This is a genomic window from Klebsiella sp. 54, assembly GCF_018223875.1.
In the GTDB taxonomy this organism is placed as follows: Bacteria; Pseudomonadota; Gammaproteobacteria; order Enterobacterales; family Enterobacteriaceae; genus Klebsiella; species Klebsiella quasipneumoniae.
Genome location: NZ_JAGRRA010000005.1, coordinates 1 through 20,361, shown reverse-complemented (window position 1 = coordinate 20,361; position 20,361 = coordinate 1). Strand labels below are relative to the sequence as shown.

Sequence of the window (20,361 nt, the reverse complement as noted above, 5' to 3'; positions counted from 1 at the left end):
GCAGAATCAGCGACGGGCCGGTGTGCGCTGGCCCTCTTCACTATGAGGCGAGAACATGACGATCACAGGAAACTTTATTGGCGGGAAAACCGTTATCAGCAGCAGCAACGAAACGATGCCGGTGTACGATCCGGCGACGGGCAAAGCGGTGCGCGAAGTCACGGTATCGACCGCGCAGGAAGTCTCTGAGGCGATTCAGGTTGCTCGCGATGCGTTTGACAGCTGGTCCCGTACCACGCCGCTGCGCCGCGCCCGCGTGCTGTTCAACTTCAAAATGCTGCTGGAGCAGCACGTGGAAGAGCTGGCGGGGATCATCGTCAGCGAGCACGGCAAAGTGTGGTCGGATGCGCTGGGCGAGCTGACCCGCGGCATGGAAGTGGTCGAATTCGCCTGCGGGATCCCGCACCTGATTAAAGGTGAATACTCTTCTGACGTCGGCACCGGCGTCGACAGCTATTCGCTGATGCAGCCGCTGGGCGTGGTGGCCGGGATCACCCCGTTCAACTTCCCGGCGATGGTGCCGATGTGGATGTTCCCGCTGGCGCTGGCCTGCGGCAACAGCTTCGTCCTCAAACCGCCGGCGCTGGCGCCGACGGCCGCCGTGCGTCTGGCAGAGCTGCTGAAAGAGGCTGGTCTGCCGGACGGCGTGTTTAACGTCGTGCACTGCAGCAATGAAGATGCCGAGCAGCTGTACACTGACCCGCGCATTGCGGCAGTGAGCTTCGTTGGCTCCTCCGGCGTGGCGGAGTATATCTATAAGACCGCCAGCGCCCACGGCAAGCGCGTGCAAGCCTTTGGCGCCGCCAAAAACCACGCGATAGTGATGCCGGATGCCGATCTTGACGCCACCGTTAACGCCATTATGGGCGGCGCCTTCGGTTCCGCAGGCGAGCGCTGCATGGCGCTGCCGGTGGTGGTCGCGGTGGGAGATGAAACCGCCGACAAACTGATCGCCCGCCTGAAGCCGTTGGTGGAGGCGCTGAAAGTGGGCCCGGGCTGCATGCGCGGCCAGGAAGAGAACGAGATGGGGCCGGTGGTTTCTGATACTCACCAGAAAAAAGTCCTCGGCTATATTGATAAAGGCGAAAGCGAAGGGGCAAAACTGGTGGTCGATGGCCGCAAACTGCGCGTGCCGGGTTACGACGCGGGCTATTATGTCGGCGGCACCCTGTTCGATCACGTCACCCCGGAGATGACCATCTGGCGCGAAGAGATCTTTGGCCCGGTGCTGGGGATTGTGCGCGCGGCGGACTATGACAGCGCCCTCGAACTGGTCAACAGCCACGAGTTTGGCAACGGCAGCGCCGTCTTCACCAGCAACGGCCACACCGCGCGTGAATTCGTCCACGACGTGCAGGCGGGGATGGTCGGGGTGAACGTGCCGGTCCCGGTGCCGATGGCGTTCCACAGCTTCGGCGGCTGGAAGCGCTCAGTGTTCGGGGCGCTGAACGTTCACGGGCCGGACGGCGTGCGCTTCTACACGCGCATGAAGACCGCCACCGTACGCTGGCCGGCAGGGCAGCAGACCGTATCTGAATTCAGCATGCCGACGTTAGGTTAATCGGCGAAGGAGAGCGCCATGTCGTTACTGGCTAAATCGCGAAAAGAGGGACAGATCCAGCATATTACGCCGCAAAGCGCCGGTTGGCGCTATATCGGCTTTGATGTCTGGATGTTGAAAAAAGGGCAGACCGTGACGCTGGAGAGCGGCGACCGCGAGCTGTGCCTGGTGCTGGTCGCCGGCCTGGCGTCGGTGAAAACGCAGCAGGCCGATTTCCCGAATCTCGGTAAACGGATGTCGCCGTTTGAACGCACCCCGCCGTGGTCGGTGTACGTGCCACCGCAGGATCGGGTCGAGGTGACCGCCGATTCCGATCTGGAGCTGGCGGTGTGTAGCGCGCCGGGCAAAGGCAGCTTCCCGGCACGCCTTATTCGGCCGGAAGACGTCGGCGTCGAGCATCGTGGGAAAGGGCGCAACCAGCGTCGGGTGCATAATATTCTGCCGGACAGCGCCGAGGCGGATTGCCTGCTGGTGGTGGAAGTCTACACCGACGAAGGGGCCACCAGCTCGTGGCCGTCGCATAAGCACGATACCGCCCTGCCGGGCAAAGAAACGCAGCTGGAAGAGACCTACTATCACCGCTTCGATCCGCCGCAGGGCTTTGCCTTCCAGCGGGTCTACACCGACGACCGCAGCCTGGACGCCTGTATGGCGCCCTATAACCACGATGTGGTGATGGTGCCGCGCGGTTACCATCCGGTGGCGGCGATTGCCGGTTACGACAGCTACTATCTGAACGTCATGGCCGGGCCGGACCGGAAATGGCTGTTCACCTGGGAAGATGACCACGCCTGGATCAACACGCCGGAGTATCCGCGTCACGACTAACGTGACGCGCAGACGCCGATAAAAAAGGCCGGTTAGCGATGCTAACCGGCCTTGTTGTTTGAGGCTGCGGGTGTTTTTTAGCGAAAGGCTCCGCGGAATCCCACTCCCTGGCCCGGCAAGCGCAGCGTTGCCGGGCCGTCAGGCACCGTACCCGTGACTGTGCCGGATGGCGCTACGCTTATCCGGCCTACAGGGTTCGTGCGACCTGTCCTTGATTTACCCACTTGCGCGACTGAAACTGCCGGTGCTGACGGCCTCAAAATCGCTGAGACGTTCCCGGAAGGCCGGGGCAGCCCGCATGGATGCGGGCTGAGGTCCGTGTTTTGCAGGGACGCTGCCTCGGCCCGACCCGAAGCCTGCAGGGATAAGTCGAAGGGACCGCGCAGCGGCGATTTTGCTGGCCGGAGCCCGGGGGTACAGGGGGCGGCGGCGACTGGCCGCCCCCTGTGCGCTCCCTGCGCCATGCCAGGCATAACGCAGACGATTAACCGGGAGCGCAAATTTCGCTGAAGTTACACGTGATAAACGCATTGTCTGGCCGGGAAAGTTGCAAACCGATAACAGTCTCAACGGCGACCCGCAGGTGCACATATCCCAGGCCCGGCAAGCGCAGCGCCGCCGGGCAGGACACCTCCGGCGCCATACCTGCCTTTGTGCCGGATGGCGGCTTCGCCTTATCCGGCCTACGGGATCCTCCCGCAGGCTTATGCCACTCCGCCAGGCAACCGACGCCAGGCGGTCTGTCTCACGCCTTCTGCTTGGCCTCAGACTCCTGACTGCTGTTCAGCGCCAGCGAGACCGCCAGCGTCTGGGCCAGGCACAGCGAAGCAACCTGCGAGCGGAAGCCATCCACCTGCGCTTCCCGCACCACAAAGCAGACATCGCTGAAGGCCGCCAGCGGGCTGACCTGGCTGTCGGTAATGGCGATCTGCCGCGCTTTGCGCTGCGCGCCCAGCTCCACCAGCTCGACCACTTCCCGGGCGTACGGCGAGAAGCTCACCGCCACCACCACGTCTTTCGGGCCGACCAGACTCAGCTGCTCGGTGAACATGCCGCCGAGGCCGTCGATCAGAAAGGCTTTGCGATCGAGGTGGCGCAGCGCATAGGTCAGATAGGAGGCGACGCTGAACGACCGGCGCAGGCCAATGACGTAGATATTTTCCGCCTCGCCCAGCAGGGCCACCGCGCGCTCCAGCTCATCGCTGGAGGTCTGCATCGCCAGCTGCTGCAGCGCCTGGTTGTTCACCATCGTGAACATATTAAGGATTTCCGTCGGCGTTTCCGGCGGGCTGGACTCATCGCTGGTGGTCTGGCGGAACAGACGGGCGCGCTCGGTATAGTTGGCGGTCTCTTCCATCAAATGCTGCTTGAACATCTGTTTCATTTCGTTAAAGCCGCTGAAGCCGAAGGCGTTGGCAAAACGAATCAACGTGGAAGGGGGAACGTCCGCCTGTTGCGCAATGGAGGCCACTGTATCGAAAGCCACGCTATTGCTGTTATCAAGGATATAGCGGGCGACCTGTTTCAGGCGTTTGCTTAACGTATCGTAGCGACGCCTGATTTCATCCTGCAGGATGGTCAGCTGTGTTGGGTTATTGGCCATAGAGTGCGCTCTGAGAAAATGGAAGGAATATGGCTTCCAGTGTACCAAATGAAGCGAATTTTTCATTTATTGCGACGAAATACGCGATTCATTTCACGAAGAAACAGAAAAACGCCCGCTCCGCAAGGTGACGGAGACGGGCGTCGGGGGATCAGCGGCGGGCTTCGCGCCAGTAGCCAATAAGCGTCAGGTAGTTGCGTTTCACTTCCTCTATCAGCGCCTCATCGCTGAGCTCACCCTGCATCCAGCGCCGAGACGGCTGGCCAAAGATGGTGCGCCCGACGGCGAAACCTTTGATCATCGGGTGTGCGGCCGCTTCGGTGAAACCGGCGCGCAGTTTGTCGGAAGGCGCGTCGAGGCCGAGGATCAGGATCCCGCGGCTCCACGGATCTTCGCGCTCGATAAGGGCGGTGATCTGCTGCCAGCTGGCGCTGGAGAGCGGCGGCAGCTTCCACCAGTCCGGCTTGATCCCCAGCTGATAGAAGTGTTCCAGCATGGTGTGGTAATGGCGCTCGTCTTTGTCCGGGCCATTTTCCGGCAGGATCACCTCCAGCAGCAATTCATGGCCTGACTTGTTACAGGCCTGCCACACCTCGAGCAGCAGGGCGTCCTGCTCTGCACGCAGCGCCGCCGGGTCATCCGGGTGATAGAAAACCAGACATTTGACGACATGCTCCAGCGGCCAGTCGATCAGCTGCGAGCCGATGTTGCCATGCTCCAGACGCAGCGGTCGCGAGCTGGGCAGTTCGATAGGGCGCCCGATCCACCAGCCCTTGCCGGTAATGGCGTTCAGCGCACGCTGGCCGTAGGTGCCGTCGGCCAGAATACCGCTGCGCTGGTCAAGGCCCGCCTCCTGCGCCGCCGCTTCGGCCGCGGCCAACAACAGCAGCTTGAGCTGCGGAATGCAGGCTTCATCGCGCCCGGCCCCCCGCGCCAGATCGGCCAGCTGTTTGCGATGGTCGAAGGCGAAAATGCACAGCTCCGGCCACTGCTGGCGGCGGCTGGTCACCCGGTGCAGGTGGTTGAGGCGCTCGTCGACGTCCGGGCGCGGCACCGATTCGGCGCGCTGCAGATAGTCATCGAGTTCGACTTTGGTCGGCATCGCCGGCGCACAGCCGTGGCGGGAGACCACCAGCGCCCCGCAGGCATTGGCATAACGGCAAGCCTGCTCCCAGCCCTCGTCGTTAAGCCAGCCGCGCAGCAGGCCAGACATAAAGGCATCTCCGGCGCCCAGCACGTTGAGCACCTCCACGCGCACGCCCTGCTGCAGCGGCACCTGGTCCCAGCTGTCCGGGATGTCGCCTTCCAGCACCACGCAGCCCATCGGCCCGCGCTTGCAGACGAGGGTGGCTTTGGTGGCATGGCGCACATTTTTGAGCGCGGTCAGGGTATCGGTGCTGCCCCCGGCAATATGAAACTCTTCTTCGGTTCCCACCACCAAATCGAACAGATGCAGCACTTCCTGCAGCTGGCTGGTGACCGGCCCGGACTCAATGAAACGGGTTTCGCCATCGCCGAGCGAGGTGAGTCCCCACAGCACCGGACGGTAATCGATATCCAGCGCGGTACGCAGGCCGTGACGGCGGGCGTACTCCAGCGCCTTCAGCACCGCGGCGCGGGTGTTGGCGTGCGACAGATGGGTGCCGGTCACCGCCAGCGCCCGGGAGGAGGCAATATACTCCTCGCTGATGTCGTCAGGCGTTAAGGCCATATCGGCGCAGTTATCGCGGTAGAAAATCAGAGGGAAAGTCTCCTGATCCTTTATCCCCAGCATCACCAGCGCGGTCAGGCGAGATTTGTCGGTAATCAGATACTCAGTATCCACCCCGGCGCGGTTGAGCGTTTCACGCAGGAAACGGCCGTTGTGTTCATCGCCAACGCGCGCCAGCATGGCCGATTTCAGCCCCTGAATCGCGGTGCCAAAGGCCACGTTGCCGGAGGAGCCGCCCAGATATTTCGCGAAACTGGCAACGTCTTCTAGCCGCGAACCGATCTGCTGGGCATAGAGGTCGACGGCCACCCGACCTATACAGATGACGTCGAGCCGCTTTACTGCTGCATTCATAGCTAGGATTTCCTTTTTGGTGTCTGCTGCCTGGAAGGGTCGGGATCCCGACGTTGACTCCGTGAACAGCCTGAGGGTTATTGGTTACCCTTAGTTTGAGAAATAAATATTTCATTTGCAAACTCGTTCGAAATTAAAAAACCAAAAGTGTGAGGGATCTACCACTCTGCCGCACTGAGCCTCGCGCGAGCGCGGATCGTCCCCACTGTTGACCCGGGAGAAAATGAAACGCCACACGACAGCCATTTACCTATGATTTTTAAGGGGATATTGTCGTGTGCTGCGGCAAAAAAGGGCCCGAAAACGTGTCAGGAATGTAAGTGAAACGTATGAAATGGGTAGAGAGTTTGATCCTTCTCGCAAAATGAAATATTTCTTCTGTATTTGTATTTAATGAAAAAAATGTTTGCCTATAATCCACAGGTATTCCAGTGACGTGAACGACGGCCCCGGCGGCATCGGCGCGACGCCACACACAAATACTGAACAATAAGGATTGTGCATCATGGGCAAACTGAGACTGACAACGGCGCAGGCGCTGGTTAAGTTCCTCGATAACCAGTACCTGGAAGTGGATGGTGTAGAGCTGAAGTTCGTGAAAGGCATTTTCGCGATATTCGGCCATGGCAACGTCCTGGGGCTGGGGCAGGCGCTGGAGCAGGACAGCGGCGACATGCGCGTCTATCAGGGGCGCAACGAGCAGGGGATGGCCCACGTGGCCACCGGTTTTGCCCGCCAGGCCTTGCGCCGGCAGATTATCGCCTGCACCTCCTCCATCGGTCCGGGGGCGGCCAACATGATCACCGCCGCCGGCACCGCCAGCGCCAACCGCATTCCGCTGCTGCTGCTGCCGGGCGATGTCTTCGCCACCCGCCAGCCGGACCCGGTGCTCCAGCAGATTGAACAGAGCTACGATCTCAGCATCAGCACCAATGACGCCTTCCGCGCGGTCAGCAAATACTGGGACCGCATTACCCGTCCGGAACAGCTAATGAGCGCCTGCATCAACGCCATGCGCGTCCTGACCGACCCGGCGGAAACCGGCGCGGTGACGCTGTGCCTGCCGCAGGACGTGCAGGGCGAAGCCTGGGACTACCCGGAATCCTTCTTTGCGCGCCGGGTGCACCGTCTTGACCGCCGCCCGGCCAGCGCCGCGCAGCTGGCGGACGCCGTGGCGGCCATCAAAGCCAGCCGTAAACCGCTGATCGTCTGCGGCGGTGGGGTGAAATACTCCGGCGCGGGCGAAGCGCTGTCCCGTTTCGCCGAGCGCTACGGGGTGCCCTTCGCCGAAACCCAGGCCGGGAAGGGGACGGTGGTCTCTTCTCACCCCCTGAACGTCGGCGGCGTCGGCGAGACGGGCTGTCTGGCGGCGAACCTGCTGGCGAAAGAGGCCGACCTGGTGATCGGCGTCGGCACCCGCTTCAGCGATTTTACCACCGCCTCGAAATGGATTTTCCAGCACCCGGAGGTGCGTTTCCTGAATATTAACGTCAGCAACTTCGACGCCTGGAAGCTGGACGGCATTGCCATGCTGGCGGACGCCCGGGAAGCGATGACCGCCCTCGACGCGGCGCTGGCGGACAGCGGCTGGCAGGCCGGCTGGGGCGCGCAGATCGAGAGCGTGCAGAGCCGTCAGTTAAAAGAGACCCAGCGCGTCTACCAGGCGGTGTGGCAGGAGAAATCCTTTGTCCCGGAGATCGACGATCATCTCGATCGCGAATCAGTGTATCGCGAATTCCGCCAGATCACCGACTCCACCCTGACCCAGAGCAGCGTCCTTGGGGTACTGAATGAAACGCTGCCGGCCGAGGCGGTGATCGTCGCGGCGGCGGGCAGCCTGCCCGGCGATCTGCAGCGCGTCTGGCGCAACCGCGCGGAAAACACCTACCACGTGGAGTACGGCTACTCCTGCATGGGATATGAGGTCAACGCCGCACTGGGCGTAAAGCTGGCGCAGCCGCAGAGCGAAGTCTACTCCCTGGTCGGCGATGGCTCGTTCATGATGCTTCACTCTGAACTGGTCACCTCTCTGCAGGAGCGGGCGAAGATCAACGTCGTGCTGTTCGACAACATGGCCAACGGCTGCATCAACAACCTGCAGATGGAGCACGGGATGGACAGCTTCGGCACCGAGTTCCGCTACCGCCAGCCGGAAACCGGCCAGCTGCAGGGCGGCCTGGTGCCGGTGGACTTCGCCACCATCGCCGCCGGCTACGGTTGCAAAACCTGGCGCGTCACCACCCTGGACGAACTGCGCAACGCGCTGGACGCCGCCCGTCGCGAAACGGTCAGCACCCTGATTGATATTAAAGTGCTGCCGAAGACCATGGTGCACAAATACGGCAGCTGGTGGAACGTAGGCGTCGCCCAGACGGCGCTCTCTGAGCGGATCCGCAAAGTTGCGCAAATGATTAATGAAAAGCGCGCCCAGGCGCGTGATTACTAAAACGAACATCCACTCTGAATCCTACAGACTTACGGAGAAAACCATTATGTCGCTCAAATTAGGTGTCATCGGCGCTGGCGCTATCGGTAAAGAACACATCCGTCGCTGCACCCAGGTTCTGCAGGGCGCCACCGTTGTGGCGGTGTCTGATATCAATGCCGACAACGCCCGTGCGGCGGTCGCGCTGCCGGGCGTGCAGGCGGAAGTCTACGCCGACGGCCACGACGTGATTAACGCCAGCGATGTCGACGCCATCCTGGTCACCTCCTGGGACCCGACCCACGAAGAGTACACCCTGGCCGCCATCGCCGCCGGTAAGCCGGTGTTCTGCGAAAAACCGCTGGCGATGACCGCGGAAGGCTGCCGCCGCATCGTCGATGCTGAAATGAAGGCCGGCCGTCGCCTGGTGCAGGTAGGTTTTATGCGCCCGTACGACGAAGGCTATCTGGCGCTGAAAAAAGTGATCGACGATGGCGATATCGGCGCGCCGCTGATGCTGCGCTGCGCCCACCGCAACCAGTCGGTCGGCGAGAACTACACCACCGATATGGCGATCACCAACACCCTGATCCACGAGCTGGACGTGCTGCGCTGGCTGCTGAACGATGACTACCGTTCCGTGCAGGTGCGCTTCCCGCGCTCCACCTCGCACACCCATGCGCGCCTGAAAGATCCGCAGATCGTCTCCTTTGAAACCAAAAAAGGCACCCTGATCGACGTCGAAGTGTTCGTGAACTGCCAGTACGGGTATGACATCCAGTGCGAAGTGGTCGGCGAGACCGGGATTGCCCGTCTGCCGGAGCCGTCTGCCGTCCAGATGCGCAAGTCCGCCAGCCTGTCGACCGCCATTCTCACCGACTGGAAAGACCGCTTTATCAAAGCCTACGACGTCGAGCTGCAGGCCTTTATCAACGACGTCAAAGCCGGCCAGCTGCACGGCCCGTCGGCCTGGGACGGCTACGCGGCGTCGGTGGCGGCGGACGCCTGCATTAAAGCGCAGGGAACCAGCGAGCCGGTTGAAGTGACGCTGCCTGAGTGCCCGGCATTCTATAAACGTTAAGCACGTTTTGCTGACGGAACTTCTTTGCACAGGTAACGACGATGAAAATTGCCTTTGATGTGGATGTGATTAAGGACCTCGGGATCACCCGCATGGTCCATCAGGTAGCGGAGTGGGGCTACAAGTACATTGAACAGTCGCCGCACCCGCAGATTAACCCGTTCTACAAGCACCCGCGCGCCAGCCGGGAGATCATGGCGGAGTACAAGCAGGCGCTGCGCGATACCGGCCTTGAGCTGTCGTCGTTTATCTGTGTCTACCGCTGGTCTGGCCCGGACGAACTGCGCCGTCAGGCAGCGGTGAAAAACTGGAAACGGCTGGTGGAAATTGCGGTGGAGATGGGCGTTCAGGTGATCAACACCGAGTTCTCCGGCGATCCGAATCAGCCTGAGATCTGCGATGAAATGTTCTATCGCTCGATGGAAGAGCTGTTGCCGATTTTTGAGCGGGAAGGCATCCGCGTGGAGATCCAGGCGCATCCCTGGGATTTCTGCGAAGAGAACAATGAAACCGTCGATATTGTGAAGTCGTTCCGCAGCGATAACGTGAAGTACGTCTACAGCGTGCCGCACACCTTTTTCTACGACAAAGGCGTCGGCGACGTGGCGAGCATGCTGCGCTATGCCGGGAGCGATCTCTCCCATGTCCTGATTGCGGATACCCGCAATCATACGAAACATTGCCGCTATATCGTTAACCCGCCGGGCGTGGATGCCGTGGTGCACCAGCACGTAGGCGTCGGGGAAGGGGATGTGGATTTCGACGCGCTGTTCCGCACCTTGCGCGAAATGAAATTCGCCGAGCAGACCTTCAAGGTCGGCGGGGAGCCGATTGTCGCCACCTCGCTGTTTGGCTACCCGGAAAAAATGAAATACCAGGCAGTGGAAACCCGTGAACTCATTGAACGTGAATTGCTGCGCCGCTAAGGCGCAGCGGCAGGAGCCCTACTATGAACAAAGATAACGTCAAACTGGCTATCGCCCCGATCGGCTGGACTAACGATGATATGCCGGAGCTCGGCAGCGAAAACACCTTCCAGCAGATCGTCAGCGAAATGGCGCTGGCCGGCTTTACCGGCAGCGAAGTCGGCAGCAAATATCCGCGCGACCCGGCGGTCCTCAAGCCGATGCTGGACATCCGCGGCATTCAGATCTGCAACGCCTGGTTCAGCACCTTTTTCGCCAACGGCCAGCGGGAAAAAACCATTGATGAATTCGTCAATCACATGAACTTCCTTCATGCGATGGGCGCGAAAGTGATTGGCTGCTCCGAGCAGAGCGGCAGCATCCAGGGGCTGGATAAACCGATCCTCGGCGATGCGAAGCCGTGCTTCAGCGACGAGGAGTGGCAGCGGGTAGCGGAAGGCTATAACACCCTAGGTCGCCTGGCGGCGGAGAAGGGGATGCAGGTCTGCCTGCATCACCACATGGGCACCGGCATCCAGACCACTGCGGAAATCGACAAGTTTATGTCGCTGGTGGACGAGCGCGTCTTCCTGCTGTTCGACACCGGCCACGCCTGGTATTCCGAAGGCGGCGAAGCGCCGATGCTGGCGATCCTCAAAAAGTATCTGCCGCGCATTAACCACGTTCACCTGAAAGACGTCCGTCCGCCGGTGATCGACCAGGTGCGCCGCGACGGCCTGTCGTTCCTCGACGGCGTGAAAAAAGGCACCTTCACCGTCCCGGGCGACGGGGTGATCGATTTCCGTCCGGTGTTCAAGCTGCTGGACGACTTTGGCTATAAAGGCTGGATGGTGGTGGAAGCAGAGCAGGATCCTGCTCTGGCCAATCCTTTCGAATACGCCGTCAAAGCGCGCAAATATATCCGCGAAACGGCAGGGATCTAATCGTTGTGACATTTTCAGGCCATACCGGGTATGGCCTGCTTTTTTCCTTTCTCAACCGGACCCAGGGCTCAACCACGGCTCCGGGCAGTTCCCTCTCCCGGGCCCAGGGCTTAACCACAGCGCCGTACCGTCCCCTCTCCCGGCCCCAGGGCTCAACCCCGGCGCCGGACAGTCCCCTCTCCCTCAGGGAGAGGGCCAGGGTGAGGGTGAGGATGACGGGTAAAGCGTCACTTCACTTCCGCCAGCGCGGTCTTATCCACATACGGTTTCATCAGCGCGTCGGCTTCCTTCTGCGCCGCCTGCACCGCCGCTTCCGGCGTCACTTTGGCATCGTTAACCACCGCCGCCAGCTGGTTCTCCATCGCCTTACGTACCGCAACGGTCTCCCAAGTGGAGTACCACGGATGGGCGTACTTCAGCTGCTCAAGGGCGATCGCCGCCCGCGGATCCTGCTGCAGATAGGCCTTCATCTCCGGCGTATCGTATGACGCCTTGCGCGGCGAGAAGTAGCCGGTAAAGCGGCTCCATGCGCCGTTCACGTCGGGGCTCACCAGATAGGTCAGGAACTGATACGCCGCTTTCTTCTGCGCATCGCTGATGCCTTTAAAGCTCACCAGGCTGGCGCCGCCGATCGGCACCGCGCGCTGCTCTTTGGCCGGCAGCATCGCCACCCCAAGCTCAAAGTCTTTGCTGTTCTCGCGCATAAAGCCCAGCGCGCCAGTGCTGAGCATCGCCATCCCGAGCTTACCGGAGAAGAACGCGGCGCTGATCTGCTTCGAGTTCAGCACCCCGGACGGCATTACCTTGTCCTTGTAAATCAGATCCTGCCAGAAGCGCAGGGCGCCGATGGCGGTCGGCGAGTTGTAATAGACCTCGCCCGGATAGTCTTCGTTAAAGTATTTCCCGCCGTTGGCGCGCACCAGTGCCGAGAAGATCCAGCCGCCGTAGTCGTCATTGGTCGACGGCAGCATGATCCCCCACTGGCCTGTGCTCTCGTCGGTCAGCTTTTTGGCATCGGCCAGCAGCTCGGCCCAGGTCTGCGGCGGCTGTTTTATCCCGGCCCGATCGAACATCGTCTTGTTGTAGTAGAGGATCGGCGTCGAGTTATGGAACGGGATCGCATAGGTGGTGCCCATCACCTGGGCGTTCTTATGCATCGCGGGCCAGAATTCCTTTTGCAGAAAATCGCCGGCCTTCTGATCGCCATATTTAAACAGCTCGTCCATCGGCAGGATCTCATCCTTCAGTGCCAGATCGGTGGTGAAGTTGGCGGACATGATCACCAGCGCCGGCGGCTGGCCGGCCTTCTGCGCCGATTCGGCTTTGATCTTGGTGGTGTCGTAGTTGCCGGTGAAGATGCCGCGTACTTCGACATCCTGCTGCGAGTCGTTGAATTGCTTAATGACGCGGGTCATCTCCATGGTCAGCTTGCCGTCCACCGGCGCCGGGAACATGAAGTCTATTTTCTCTTTTGCCAGCGCCGCGCCGCTCAGGGCAAGACTGAGGCCAACCGCGACTACCGTAAAAGGTTTAAACATGATCTGTCTCCATCAGTAAATTATGCTGGGTCTCAGCATGAAAAAGATGCACATCGGCAGGCGAAAAGCCGATCGGTAGCGACTCGCCTTTCTCCGGCACCGTGCCGCGGTGGCGGCGGCTAAAGCGCAGGGTGCCGATCGGGGTGCTGACGTGGAGCAGGTAGTCGGCTCCCATCAGTTCTCGTTGCAGAACGGTGGCCGGCAGGCGCAGATGGCCCTCCTCCACGCGGTCGGTAATATGTTCCGGGCGAACGCCCAGCCAGACGCGAGTCTGATCCCGGTGGCGCGGCGGCAGCGGATGGCGCTGTTCTCCCAACAGTACTTCACCGTTGGCGCAGGGTAGCGACAGCAGGTTCATCGCCGGCGAACCGATAAACCCGGCGACGAACAGGTTGGCAGGGTTGGCGTACAGATACTCCGGGCGCCCGACCTGCTGCACGTGGCCGCCGTTCATCACCACGATGCGGTCGGCCATCGACATCGCCTCGGTCTGGTCGTGGGTCACATAGATGGTGCTGGTTTTCAGCTGCTGGTGGAGGGCCATAATGCTGTCGCGCACTTCGCTGCGCAGACGGGCGTCGAGGTTGGAGAGCGGCTCGTCCATCAGGAACAGCCGCGGATTGCGCACGATCGCCCGGGCCATCGCCACCCGCTGGCGCTGGCCGCCGGAGAGCTTCGCCGGTTTGCGGTCAAGCAGCGCCTCCAGCTGCAGCATCTGCGCCACTTTGTCCACCCGCGGCTGCCAGCTGCTTTTCTCTTCCTTGCGCACCTGCATGCCGAAGGTAATGTTGTCGCGTACCGACAGATGCGGAAACAGGGCATAGTTCTGGAAGATCATCGCGAAGTTGCGCTCGCGTGGCGTGGCGGCGGTGATGTTCTCATCATGCAGCCAGATTTGGCCTTCGCTAACCGGCTCCAGCCCGGCAAGCAGGCGCAGCAGGGTGCTTTTCCCGCAGCCCGACGGGCCGACCAGCACCACGAATTCGCCTTCGTGAATATCCAGCGACAGGGCGCTGAGCGCCGGCTTGCCGTCGAAACGTTTACTGATGTTTTGCAGACTGAGCATGGCGGTTAGCGCTCTTCCGTTGGGCAACTGATGTTTTCGTCGTACAACCACGGCCCGGCGTAGTGGGCCAGCGAGTGCTGGTAGCTCACCCACTGCTCGCCGACCTGGCGGTGCATCAGGCATGAAGCCGGGGAGAGGTCGTAATAGGGCCGGGTGTCTTCGTGGCAGTACGGCACCTGATGGACGGTACCAGGGATAGTGGAGATCAGCGCCTGGCGATACTGGGTCATGGTCAGGCTGTGGTTATGGCCGCAGAAGATGCGCGTCAGCGACGGGAAACGCTCCACCAGCGCCAGCAGACGGTGGCCGTTTTCGCAGGCGATCGGGTCCATCTGCGCATTGCCCAGCGGCAGAGGCGGGTGGTGCATAAAGATGGTCGCCGGTTTGTCGCCGCCCTCGAACAGCTGGGCTTCCAGCCAGCCGATGGTCTCGTCGGTCAGCCAGCCCTTCGAGGTGCCGGCGCGGCTGGAATCGATAAACAGCAGGCGGGTGGCGAAATCATCCACCGCATAGCGCATATTTTGCGGATCGTTGCCCAGCTGCGGGCACAGCGGGTGAAGATGCTCCAGAAAATGGGCTTTGTCGTCGTGGTTGCCGGGGATCAGATACAGCGGATAGTTCAGGCTGCCGAGGATCTGGCGGGCCACCTGATACTCCTCCGGGCGGCCGCAGTTGACGATATCCCCGCTCACCACCACCGCGTTCGGGCGCTCGCGCAGCGCGTTAAGCTGCGAGACCACATCGGCGTTGGCGGCGTTGACGTCGATAAAGCCGTACAGCTTCTCGCCGCGGCTGCGGAAATGGGTATCGGAAATGTGCGCTAACAGCATGAATCACTCCTTATTTGATCCCGGAGAAGCCGAAGCTCCGCAGGAACTGTTTCTGAAAAAGGATGAACGCCAGCATCAGCGGCAGGCAGACCATCAGCGTCCCGGCGCCGATGGTGCCCCACTGGCCGCCGGATTCGGCGCCCATGGCGAAGGAGACCAGCCCGACGGTCAGCACCTGCTTGTCGGGATCGTTGAGCATCATCAGCGGCCACAGGTACTCGTTCCAGTGGTAGGTAATGCTGACGGTGGCGAAGGCCAGCACCGACGGCCAGGACATCGGCAGCAGCACGCGGAACAACACCTGCCACCAGCGGCAGCCCTCCATCAGCGCCGCCTCCTCCAGCTCTTTCGGGATGGCGAGGAACGCCTGACGCATCAGGAACACGCCGAACGCCGAGGTGAAGTAGGGCATCATCACCCCGGTGAGGGTATTGAGCAGGCCGAAGGTTTTCAGGGTCAGCATGTTCGGCACCATCATCACCACCGGCATGATCATCAGCTGCACCAGGAACAGGAGAAACAGCGTCTGCTTGCCGCGAAACTCGTGGCAGGCGAAGACGTACCCGGCGGTGGTGATGGTCAACAGCTGCACGCAGAAGGTGCCGAAGGTGAAGATAAGGGTGTTGGCGTACAGGCTCAGCCAGTCGGCGCTGTTCCAGGCGTCGCGGAAGTTATCGAGGGTTAGCGGCAGGCGCGGCAGCAGCGAGGCCATGTCTTCCCCGAAGGTGGTGGCGCTGAACGAGGTGGCCAGCATCCAGATAAACGGGCTGATCCACAGCAGCGCCAGGCAGCACATTAATACTGTAAGCGTAAAGGGCGACGAGCGGCGCAGGCGCAGCCACAGCGGACGCGCAGCGGCGGGTGTGCGGACCAGCAGCGGCGAGATGTCAGCGCTCATAGTGGGCTCCTTTCTCCAGCAGTTTCAGGTTAATCAGCGAGAAGGCGAACAGCCCGGCCAGGGTCAGGAAGGTGGCGGCGGAGGCTTTGCCAAGGTCGTGGGTATCCCAGGCGAGATTCTGGATGTAATAGAGCAGCACGGTGGTGGCGTTGTCCGGCCCGCCGCGGGTCATCACCGCCACGTGGTCGATCTGGGTGATGGAGTAGATCAGCGCTGTGGTGATCACAAAGCTCAGGGTCGGGCGCAGCAGCGGCAGCGTGACCTTAAAAAAGACCTGCGTGCGGGTAGCCCCCTCCATCAGCGCCGCTTCCCGCGTCGAGGCCGGAATGCTCTGCAGCCCGGCGAGGAAAAACAGCATGTAGTAGCCGGCGAACTTCCATACGCCGATCAGCGCCAGGGCCAGCAGCGCGCTGTTGCTGCGCCCCAGCCAGTTGTTGTTCATCGGCCCGAACAGCTTCGCCAGATAGTGGTCGAGCAGGCCGAGGCCGGGCATAAAGATAAACAGCCACAGTGCGGCGGCGCTGACCATCGGGATAATCATCGGGAAGAAAAAGGCGGTGCGCAGCCAGCGGTTGACGCGATGGTTCTCGCTCAGCGCCACCGCCAGCAGCAGGGCGAGGGTCACCCCGGGCACCACCGTCAGCAGGATATAGAGCAGGTTATTGCCCAGCGACTGCCAGAAGACGTTATCGGCAAACAGGCGGGCGAAGTTATCCAGCCCGACGTACTGTGCGCCGTCGCTGGCCATGCGGGTATCAAACAGGCTGTCATACACCGAACGCCCCAGCGGGAACCAGGTAAACAGCAGTAAAAACAGCAGGGAAGGCGACAGGATCAGCCAGGGAAGCCAGGTCTTTCTCATGGTGACGCGCATCTCGTTCAGCCATTTATCGAAGCCCGGATTGTGGGAAGCAATGACTACAGAGGCATGGCGGGGAGATGACGGTTTGATGAAGCGACGGGGAAAACGCCGGGCGAGCGGGCCGCCCGGCGGGAGAGAACCATCAGAAGTCGGCTTTCAGCACCGCGCGGTAGCGGGCTTTGCCTTCGCGAACGTGCTTCAGCGCTTCGTTAATCTGCGACATCGGGAACAGCTCGGTGGTCGGGGCCACTTTGCTGCGCCCGGCGAACTTCATCATCGTGCGCAGTTCGGACGGGTTGCCGGTCGCCGAGCCGGAGATGCTGCGGTCGCCGCCGATAAGGGTAAAGGCCGGCACCGGGAACGGCTTCATCACCGCGCCGACGGTATGGAAGTTGCCGCCGTAAGCCAGGGCTTCGAAGTACGGCTGCCAGTCGAGATCCACCGCCACGGTGTTGATGATCAGGTCAAACTGGCCGGCCAGCGCTTTTAAGACTTCCGGATCGCGGCTGTTGACCACGCGATCGGCGCCCATCGCCAGCACTTCCTGCTCTTTGGCCGGGTTGGAGCTGAAGGCGGTCACTTCCGCGCCCATCGCCCGCAGCAGCTTAATAGCGATATGGCCGAGGCCGCCGATGCCGATCACCCCGACGCGGCTGGTGGCGGTGACATGGTGGGTCAGCAGCGGTTTAAAGACGGTGATGCCGCCGCACAGCATCGGGCCGGCGGACGCCAGATCGATGCTCTCTGGCAGGGGGATCACCCACTGCCAGTCGGCACGCAGCTTATTGGCGAAGCCGCCGCGGTTGAGAATGGTCGGCACCGAGCCTTCCAGACAGTTGATCTGGTTGCCGCTGATGCAGGCGTCGCAATGGCCGCAGCTGCGCGCCGTCCAGCCGATGCCGACCTTCTGGCCAATCTTCAGGCCTTTATCCTGCGCCGCGCTGCCCAGCGCCGCCACCCGGCCAATCACCTCGTGGCCGGCTACCAGCGGGTAGCTCGACATCCCCCATTCGTTGTCGATCATCGACAGGTCCGAATGGCAGATCCCGCAGTATTCTACCTCAACTTCGACATCTTCCGGCTGCAGCTCGCCGGCATCGTACTCCCACAGCGACAGATCGGCGCCCGCTTCTTTGGCGGCGTAGCTTTTAATGATGCTCATGTTCATTTCCTTGGGGTTGGCGTGATAACCCAGAAAGTGTAGAGCATGGCATTCCACGGCGCTTGGCAATCGGAGGGGTCGCGAAGCGGGCGGACCAGCCGCCCGTTAAGGTCAGCGGCTGGCGAGCGGCCACTGATTAAGGCGGATGCCGCGCTGCGGCGCGCTCTCGGCAAAATCATCCAGCACCGCCCGCACGTCCGGGTCGAGGTAGCCGACGCTGTCGTGCTCGACGATCACCACGCTCTTTTCCGGAATTTTCGCCAGCAGGGCCAGCAGATGCGGATTGTGCATAAAGGTCAGATTCTGCTGGATGCGCAGCACGTAGTGGTCATCGTAGCGCGCCAGCTGCAGCGAGTGACGATGGCTGCGCCAGAGGCTGAACGCCATCTGGGTGGCAAGACCAATCCCGATCCCCGCCAGCATGCCGAAGGCAATAATCCCGCCGATGGTGGCGAGGAACGGGACGTACTGCGCCGCCCCCTGGCGGAACTGCTCGATGAACAGCCGCGGCGTCGCCAGCTTATAGCCGGTATACAACAGCACGGCGGCGAGGCTGGCGAGCGGGATCAGGGTCAGCAGACCGCTAAACCACAGGCCGCAGATCAACAGCAGCACACCGTGGATAAAGATCGACAGTTTGCTCTGCGCGCCGTTGCTGACGTTCACCGAGCTGCGGACGATCACCGCGGTGATCGGCATCGCCCCCAGCACGCCGGAGAGCAGGTTGCCGACGCCCTGAGCGACCATTTCGCGGTTCGGCGAAGGCGGCGGATTTTGCGGGCGCAGCTTTTTCAGCGCCTCCTGGCTGAGCAAGGTTTCGAGGCTGGCGACCAGCGCCAGGGTTACCGCCACCACCCACACCGACGGATTGCGCCACGCGCTCCACGCCGGAGACTCCAGCTCGCCCAGCAGATCGCCGAGGCTGCCGAACGCTGGCAGGGTAATGCGCGGCAGGGCGGCCAGCTGCTGCGGCGCAAAATGGGTCAGCAGCAGGGTGGTCACGCAGCCGAGCAGGACGGCGATCAGCGGCCCGGGGATCCAGCGCAGGCTCTTCACCCGGCGGATAAGCGGCGAGCCCCACAGCCAGAGTACCAGCAGGCCGCCCGCGGCCACGGCCATCGCAGTGACAGAGAAAGCGGCATTGCCCTGAACCACATCGGCAAGCCCGGTCTCTTCCGCCGTGCCGAGCGCGACGGGGATCTGCTGCATAATCAGCAGGATGCCGATCGCCGCCAGCATGCCTTTGATGACGCTGGCGGGAACCAGCGAGATAAAGCGCCCGGCCCGCAGGATGCCGAACAGCAGCTGCAGCACGCCGGCCAGCACCAGCGCCATCAGGAAGAGGGAGAAGGAACCCAGGGATTCAATGGCGGCGACGACGATGGTGACCAGTCCGGCGGCGGGGCCGCTGACGGCGAAGCGGGAGGGGCTGAGGGCAGTGACGACCAGGCCGCCGATGATGCCGGTCAGCAGGCCGACGAAGGGTGGTAAGCCGCTGGCCTGGGCGATGCCGAGGCACAGCGGCAGGGCGACAAGGAAGACGACGATGCCGGCGAGAGAGTCCTGACGAAGCGTGTTCATGGGGCGTGCTCCTGCAGTGAGAGGTGTTCGACGAGGGTGGTTAAATGGCCGGAGGCCAGATCGTAGACGCAGCCGTGCAGGCTGAGCGGCCGCCCGCTGGCGAGCACCGTCTGCACCGGCTCACTCTCCAGCAGACGGGCGAACTGGGCGCGAACGTTGGCTTCCACCAGGGCGTCAAGGGCACGGCGAGAGGGCTCCGCGTCGGAACTGGCGCTGGCACTGGCGCCGGGGGAGGCCGCAACACAACACCCATCGGCGATCTGCGCAATTTCTTGATGCAGGGTGTGGCGCAGCTGGCCGATGCGGCGAGCCAGCGCCGAGGACTCCTGCGCCAGCGGCAGGGTGGGCAGGGAAAGCGCCGCCTGCACGCCGCCGCAGCCGTAGTGGCCGCAGAGCACCACCCGCTCCACCTCAAGGTAGTGGAGGGCATACTGCAGGACGCTCATGACGTTGTCGTCGGTGGGGTCGAGCATGTTGGCGATATTGCGGTGGACAAAGAGCTCGCCGGGCTGGCTGCCGGTGAGCACCTCGGCGGGAACGCGGCTGTCGGAGCAGCCGATCCACAGCGAGTGGGGTCGCTGCCCGTCGACCCATTTTTCGAAATAGTCCGGGTCATGCTGACACTTCTGCAGCGCCCAGCTGCGGTTGCGGGCCAGCAAAGGTTTTAACGTCGTCACAAGTATTCTCCTGAGTTAATTCATCGAGTGAATATGTCCATCAAGACTCGTACAGCGACTAGTAAAAATAGTGTTTACCGGAACCCTTCACGCCTGAGGAAAATCCTGGAATAAACGGCAAAAAGAAAACTTTTCATTAATGTAAAGTTATAAAAATATTGATGAAATTGATATTTGACTGTGGGGCGAGTGAATAACAAAAAGGTATTGGCTAAAACTTTCTGGAATATATAGGAATGGCGTTGGGTGGGGTTAGGGGGAATATTGAGGGATTGGATATCGGGGATGGATGGGGAACGTTGGGTTGTGTTGGGTTGTGTTGAGTTGGGTTGAGT

At 61.7% G+C, this 20,361-nt stretch carries 17 protein-coding genes; 6 read left to right on the top strand and 11 right to left on the bottom strand.

Annotated features, from left to right (window positions below):
* The first annotated feature begins 55 nt into the window (after positions 1-55).
* Positions 56-1,561, top strand: a complete 1,506-nt coding sequence (locus tag KHQ24_RS13445) for a CoA-acylating methylmalonate-semialdehyde dehydrogenase (RefSeq protein ID WP_004146794.1) — start codon at positions 56-58, stop codon at positions 1,559-1,561.
* 18 nt (positions 1,562-1,579) lie between these two features.
* Positions 1,580-2,389 carry a 5-deoxy-glucuronate isomerase gene (iolB, locus tag KHQ24_RS13440; protein WP_017900561.1) on the top strand — a complete coding sequence of 270 codons (810 nt, stop codon included), beginning with the start codon at positions 1,580-1,582 and terminating at the stop codon, positions 2,387-2,389.
* A 745-nt stretch (positions 2,390-3,134) separates the two neighbouring features.
* Here the strand turns inward: iolB and KHQ24_RS13435 are convergent.
* A complete protein-coding gene (locus KHQ24_RS13435) occupies positions 3,135-3,992 on the bottom strand; it encodes a MurR/RpiR family transcriptional regulator (RefSeq protein WP_004206536.1) in 858 nt (285 codons plus the stop codon).
* A gap of 151 nt (positions 3,993-4,143) precedes the next feature.
* Positions 4,144-6,057 carry a bifunctional 5-dehydro-2-deoxygluconokinase/5-dehydro-2-deoxyphosphogluconate aldolase gene (locus KHQ24_RS13430; protein ID WP_211777318.1) on the bottom strand — a complete coding sequence of 638 codons (1,914 nt, stop codon included), beginning with the start codon at positions 6,055-6,057 and terminating at the stop codon, positions 4,144-4,146.
* Between the two features lie 505 nt (positions 6,058-6,562).
* On the opposite strand from KHQ24_RS13430, the gene iolD reads away from it, so the two are divergent.
* From iolD to iolE, 4 genes are read left to right on the top strand one after another with little or no spacing between them, the layout of a single operon-like run.
* On the top strand, positions 6,563-8,503 hold the full coding sequence (iolD, locus tag KHQ24_RS13425; RefSeq protein ID WP_211777317.1) for a 3D-(3,5/4)-trihydroxycyclohexane-1,2-dione acylhydrolase (decyclizing): 1,941 nt from the start codon (positions 6,563-6,565) through the stop codon (positions 8,501-8,503).
* Positions 8,504-8,549: 46 nt separating this feature from the next.
* Positions 8,550-9,563, top strand: a complete 1,014-nt coding sequence (locus KHQ24_RS13420; protein ID WP_004186740.1) for a Gfo/Idh/MocA family protein — start codon at positions 8,550-8,552, stop codon at positions 9,561-9,563.
* A 41-nt stretch (positions 9,564-9,604) separates the two neighbouring features.
* The gene (locus tag KHQ24_RS13415) at positions 9,605-10,489 is read left to right on the top strand and encodes a sugar phosphate isomerase/epimerase family protein (protein ID WP_004152193.1); all 885 of its coding nucleotides are present in this window, start codon (positions 9,605-9,607) and stop codon (positions 10,487-10,489) included.
* Between the two features lie 23 nt (positions 10,490-10,512).
* Positions 10,513-11,412, top strand: a complete 900-nt coding sequence (iolE, locus tag KHQ24_RS13410) for a myo-inosose-2 dehydratase (protein ID WP_002886970.1) — start codon at positions 10,513-10,515, stop codon at positions 11,410-11,412.
* A 227-nt stretch (positions 11,413-11,639) separates the two neighbouring features.
* Here iolE and KHQ24_RS13405 read toward each other — a convergent pair whose 3' ends face one another.
* The 9 genes from KHQ24_RS13405 to KHQ24_RS13365 form a co-directional block, all read right to left on the bottom strand.
* The gene (locus KHQ24_RS13405; protein ID WP_043519346.1) at positions 11,640-12,950 is read right to left on the bottom strand and encodes an ABC transporter substrate-binding protein; all 1,311 of its coding nucleotides are present in this window, start codon (positions 12,948-12,950) and stop codon (positions 11,640-11,642) included.
* The gene (locus KHQ24_RS13400) at positions 12,943-14,016 is read right to left on the bottom strand and encodes an ABC transporter ATP-binding protein (protein ID WP_032456913.1); all 1,074 of its coding nucleotides are present in this window, start codon (positions 14,014-14,016) and stop codon (positions 12,943-12,945) included. Before KHQ24_RS13400 ends, KHQ24_RS13405 begins: the two co-directional genes overlap by 8 nt.
* A 5-nt stretch (positions 14,017-14,021) precedes the next feature.
* Complete coding sequence (locus tag KHQ24_RS13395) at positions 14,022-14,846, bottom strand: phosphodiesterase (protein ID WP_023284524.1); 825 nt, start codon at positions 14,844-14,846, stop codon at positions 14,022-14,024.
* Positions 14,847-14,856: 10 nt separating this feature from the next.
* Positions 14,857-15,744 carry a carbohydrate ABC transporter permease gene (locus tag KHQ24_RS13390; protein WP_004206543.1) on the bottom strand — a complete coding sequence of 296 codons (888 nt, stop codon included), beginning with the start codon at positions 15,742-15,744 and terminating at the stop codon, positions 14,857-14,859.
* Positions 15,734-16,618, bottom strand: coding sequence for a carbohydrate ABC transporter permease (locus KHQ24_RS13385; protein WP_004146807.1), 885 nt, complete (start codon positions 16,616-16,618; stop codon positions 15,734-15,736). The genes KHQ24_RS13390 and KHQ24_RS13385 overlap by 11 nt, the downstream gene beginning before the upstream one ends.
* A 130-nt stretch (positions 16,619-16,748) precedes the next feature.
* Entirely contained in the window at positions 16,749-17,768 is a 1,020-nt protein-coding gene (ahr, locus tag KHQ24_RS13380) for an NADPH-dependent aldehyde reductase Ahr (RefSeq protein WP_211777316.1), read from the bottom strand.
* A gap of 111 nt (positions 17,769-17,879) precedes the next feature.
* Positions 17,880-19,349, bottom strand: a complete 1,470-nt coding sequence (locus KHQ24_RS13375; RefSeq protein ID WP_117130497.1) for a SulP family inorganic anion transporter — start codon at positions 19,347-19,349, stop codon at positions 17,880-17,882.
* Positions 19,346-20,026 (bottom strand): carbonic anhydrase, encoded by a 681-nt coding sequence (locus KHQ24_RS13370; protein WP_201357172.1) that lies wholly within the window; start codon positions 20,024-20,026, stop codon positions 19,346-19,348. The genes KHQ24_RS13375 and KHQ24_RS13370 overlap by 4 nt, the downstream gene beginning before the upstream one ends.
* A gap of 74 nt (positions 20,027-20,100) precedes the next feature.
* A partial coding sequence (locus tag KHQ24_RS13365) for a hypothetical protein (protein ID WP_211777315.1) occupies positions 20,101-20,361 on the bottom strand: 261 nt, incomplete at its 5' end.

What these genes read in the sequence shown, in the direction of transcription:
- KHQ24_RS13445 (WP_004146794.1), top strand. Translation starts at nt 56, where the DNA reads ATGACGATCACAGGAAACTTTATTGGCGGGAAAACCGTTATCAGCAGC.
- KHQ24_RS13405 (WP_043519346.1), bottom strand. Translation starts at nt 12,950, where the DNA reads ATGTTTAAACCTTTTACGGTAGTCGCGGTTGGCCTCAGTCTTGCCCTG.
- KHQ24_RS13400 (WP_032456913.1), bottom strand. Translation starts at nt 14,016, where the DNA reads ATGCTCAGTCTGCAAAACATCAGTAAACGTTTCGACGGCAAGCCGGCG.
- KHQ24_RS13430 (WP_211777318.1), bottom strand. Translation starts at nt 6,057, where the DNA reads ATGAATGCAGCAGTAAAGCGGCTCGACGTCATCTGTATAGGTCGGGTG.
- ahr (WP_211777316.1), bottom strand. Translation starts at nt 17,768, where the DNA reads ATGAGCATCATTAAAAGCTACGCCGCCAAAGAAGCGGGCGCCGATCTG.
- KHQ24_RS13390 (WP_004206543.1), bottom strand. Translation starts at nt 15,744, where the DNA reads ATGAGCGCTGACATCTCGCCGCTGCTGGTCCGCACACCCGCCGCTGCG.
- KHQ24_RS13435 (WP_004206536.1), bottom strand. Translation starts at nt 3,992, where the DNA reads ATGGCCAATAACCCAACACAGCTGACCATCCTGCAGGATGAAATCAGG.
- KHQ24_RS13385 (WP_004146807.1), bottom strand. Translation starts at nt 16,618, where the DNA reads ATGCGCGTCACCATGAGAAAGACCTGGCTTCCCTGGCTGATCCTGTCG.
- KHQ24_RS13420 (WP_004186740.1), top strand. Translation starts at nt 8,550, where the DNA reads ATGTCGCTCAAATTAGGTGTCATCGGCGCTGGCGCTATCGGTAAAGAA.
- KHQ24_RS13395 (WP_023284524.1), bottom strand. Translation starts at nt 14,846, where the DNA reads ATGCTGTTAGCGCACATTTCCGATACCCATTTCCGCAGCCGCGGCGAG.
- iolE (WP_002886970.1), top strand. Translation starts at nt 10,513, where the DNA reads ATGAACAAAGATAACGTCAAACTGGCTATCGCCCCGATCGGCTGGACT.
- KHQ24_RS13415 (WP_004152193.1), top strand. Translation starts at nt 9,605, where the DNA reads ATGAAAATTGCCTTTGATGTGGATGTGATTAAGGACCTCGGGATCACC.
- KHQ24_RS13375 (WP_117130497.1), bottom strand. Translation starts at nt 19,349, where the DNA reads ATGAACACGCTTCGTCAGGACTCTCTCGCCGGCATCGTCGTCTTCCTT.
- iolB (WP_017900561.1), top strand. Translation starts at nt 1,580, where the DNA reads ATGTCGTTACTGGCTAAATCGCGAAAAGAGGGACAGATCCAGCATATT.
- iolD (WP_211777317.1), top strand. Translation starts at nt 6,563, where the DNA reads ATGGGCAAACTGAGACTGACAACGGCGCAGGCGCTGGTTAAGTTCCTC.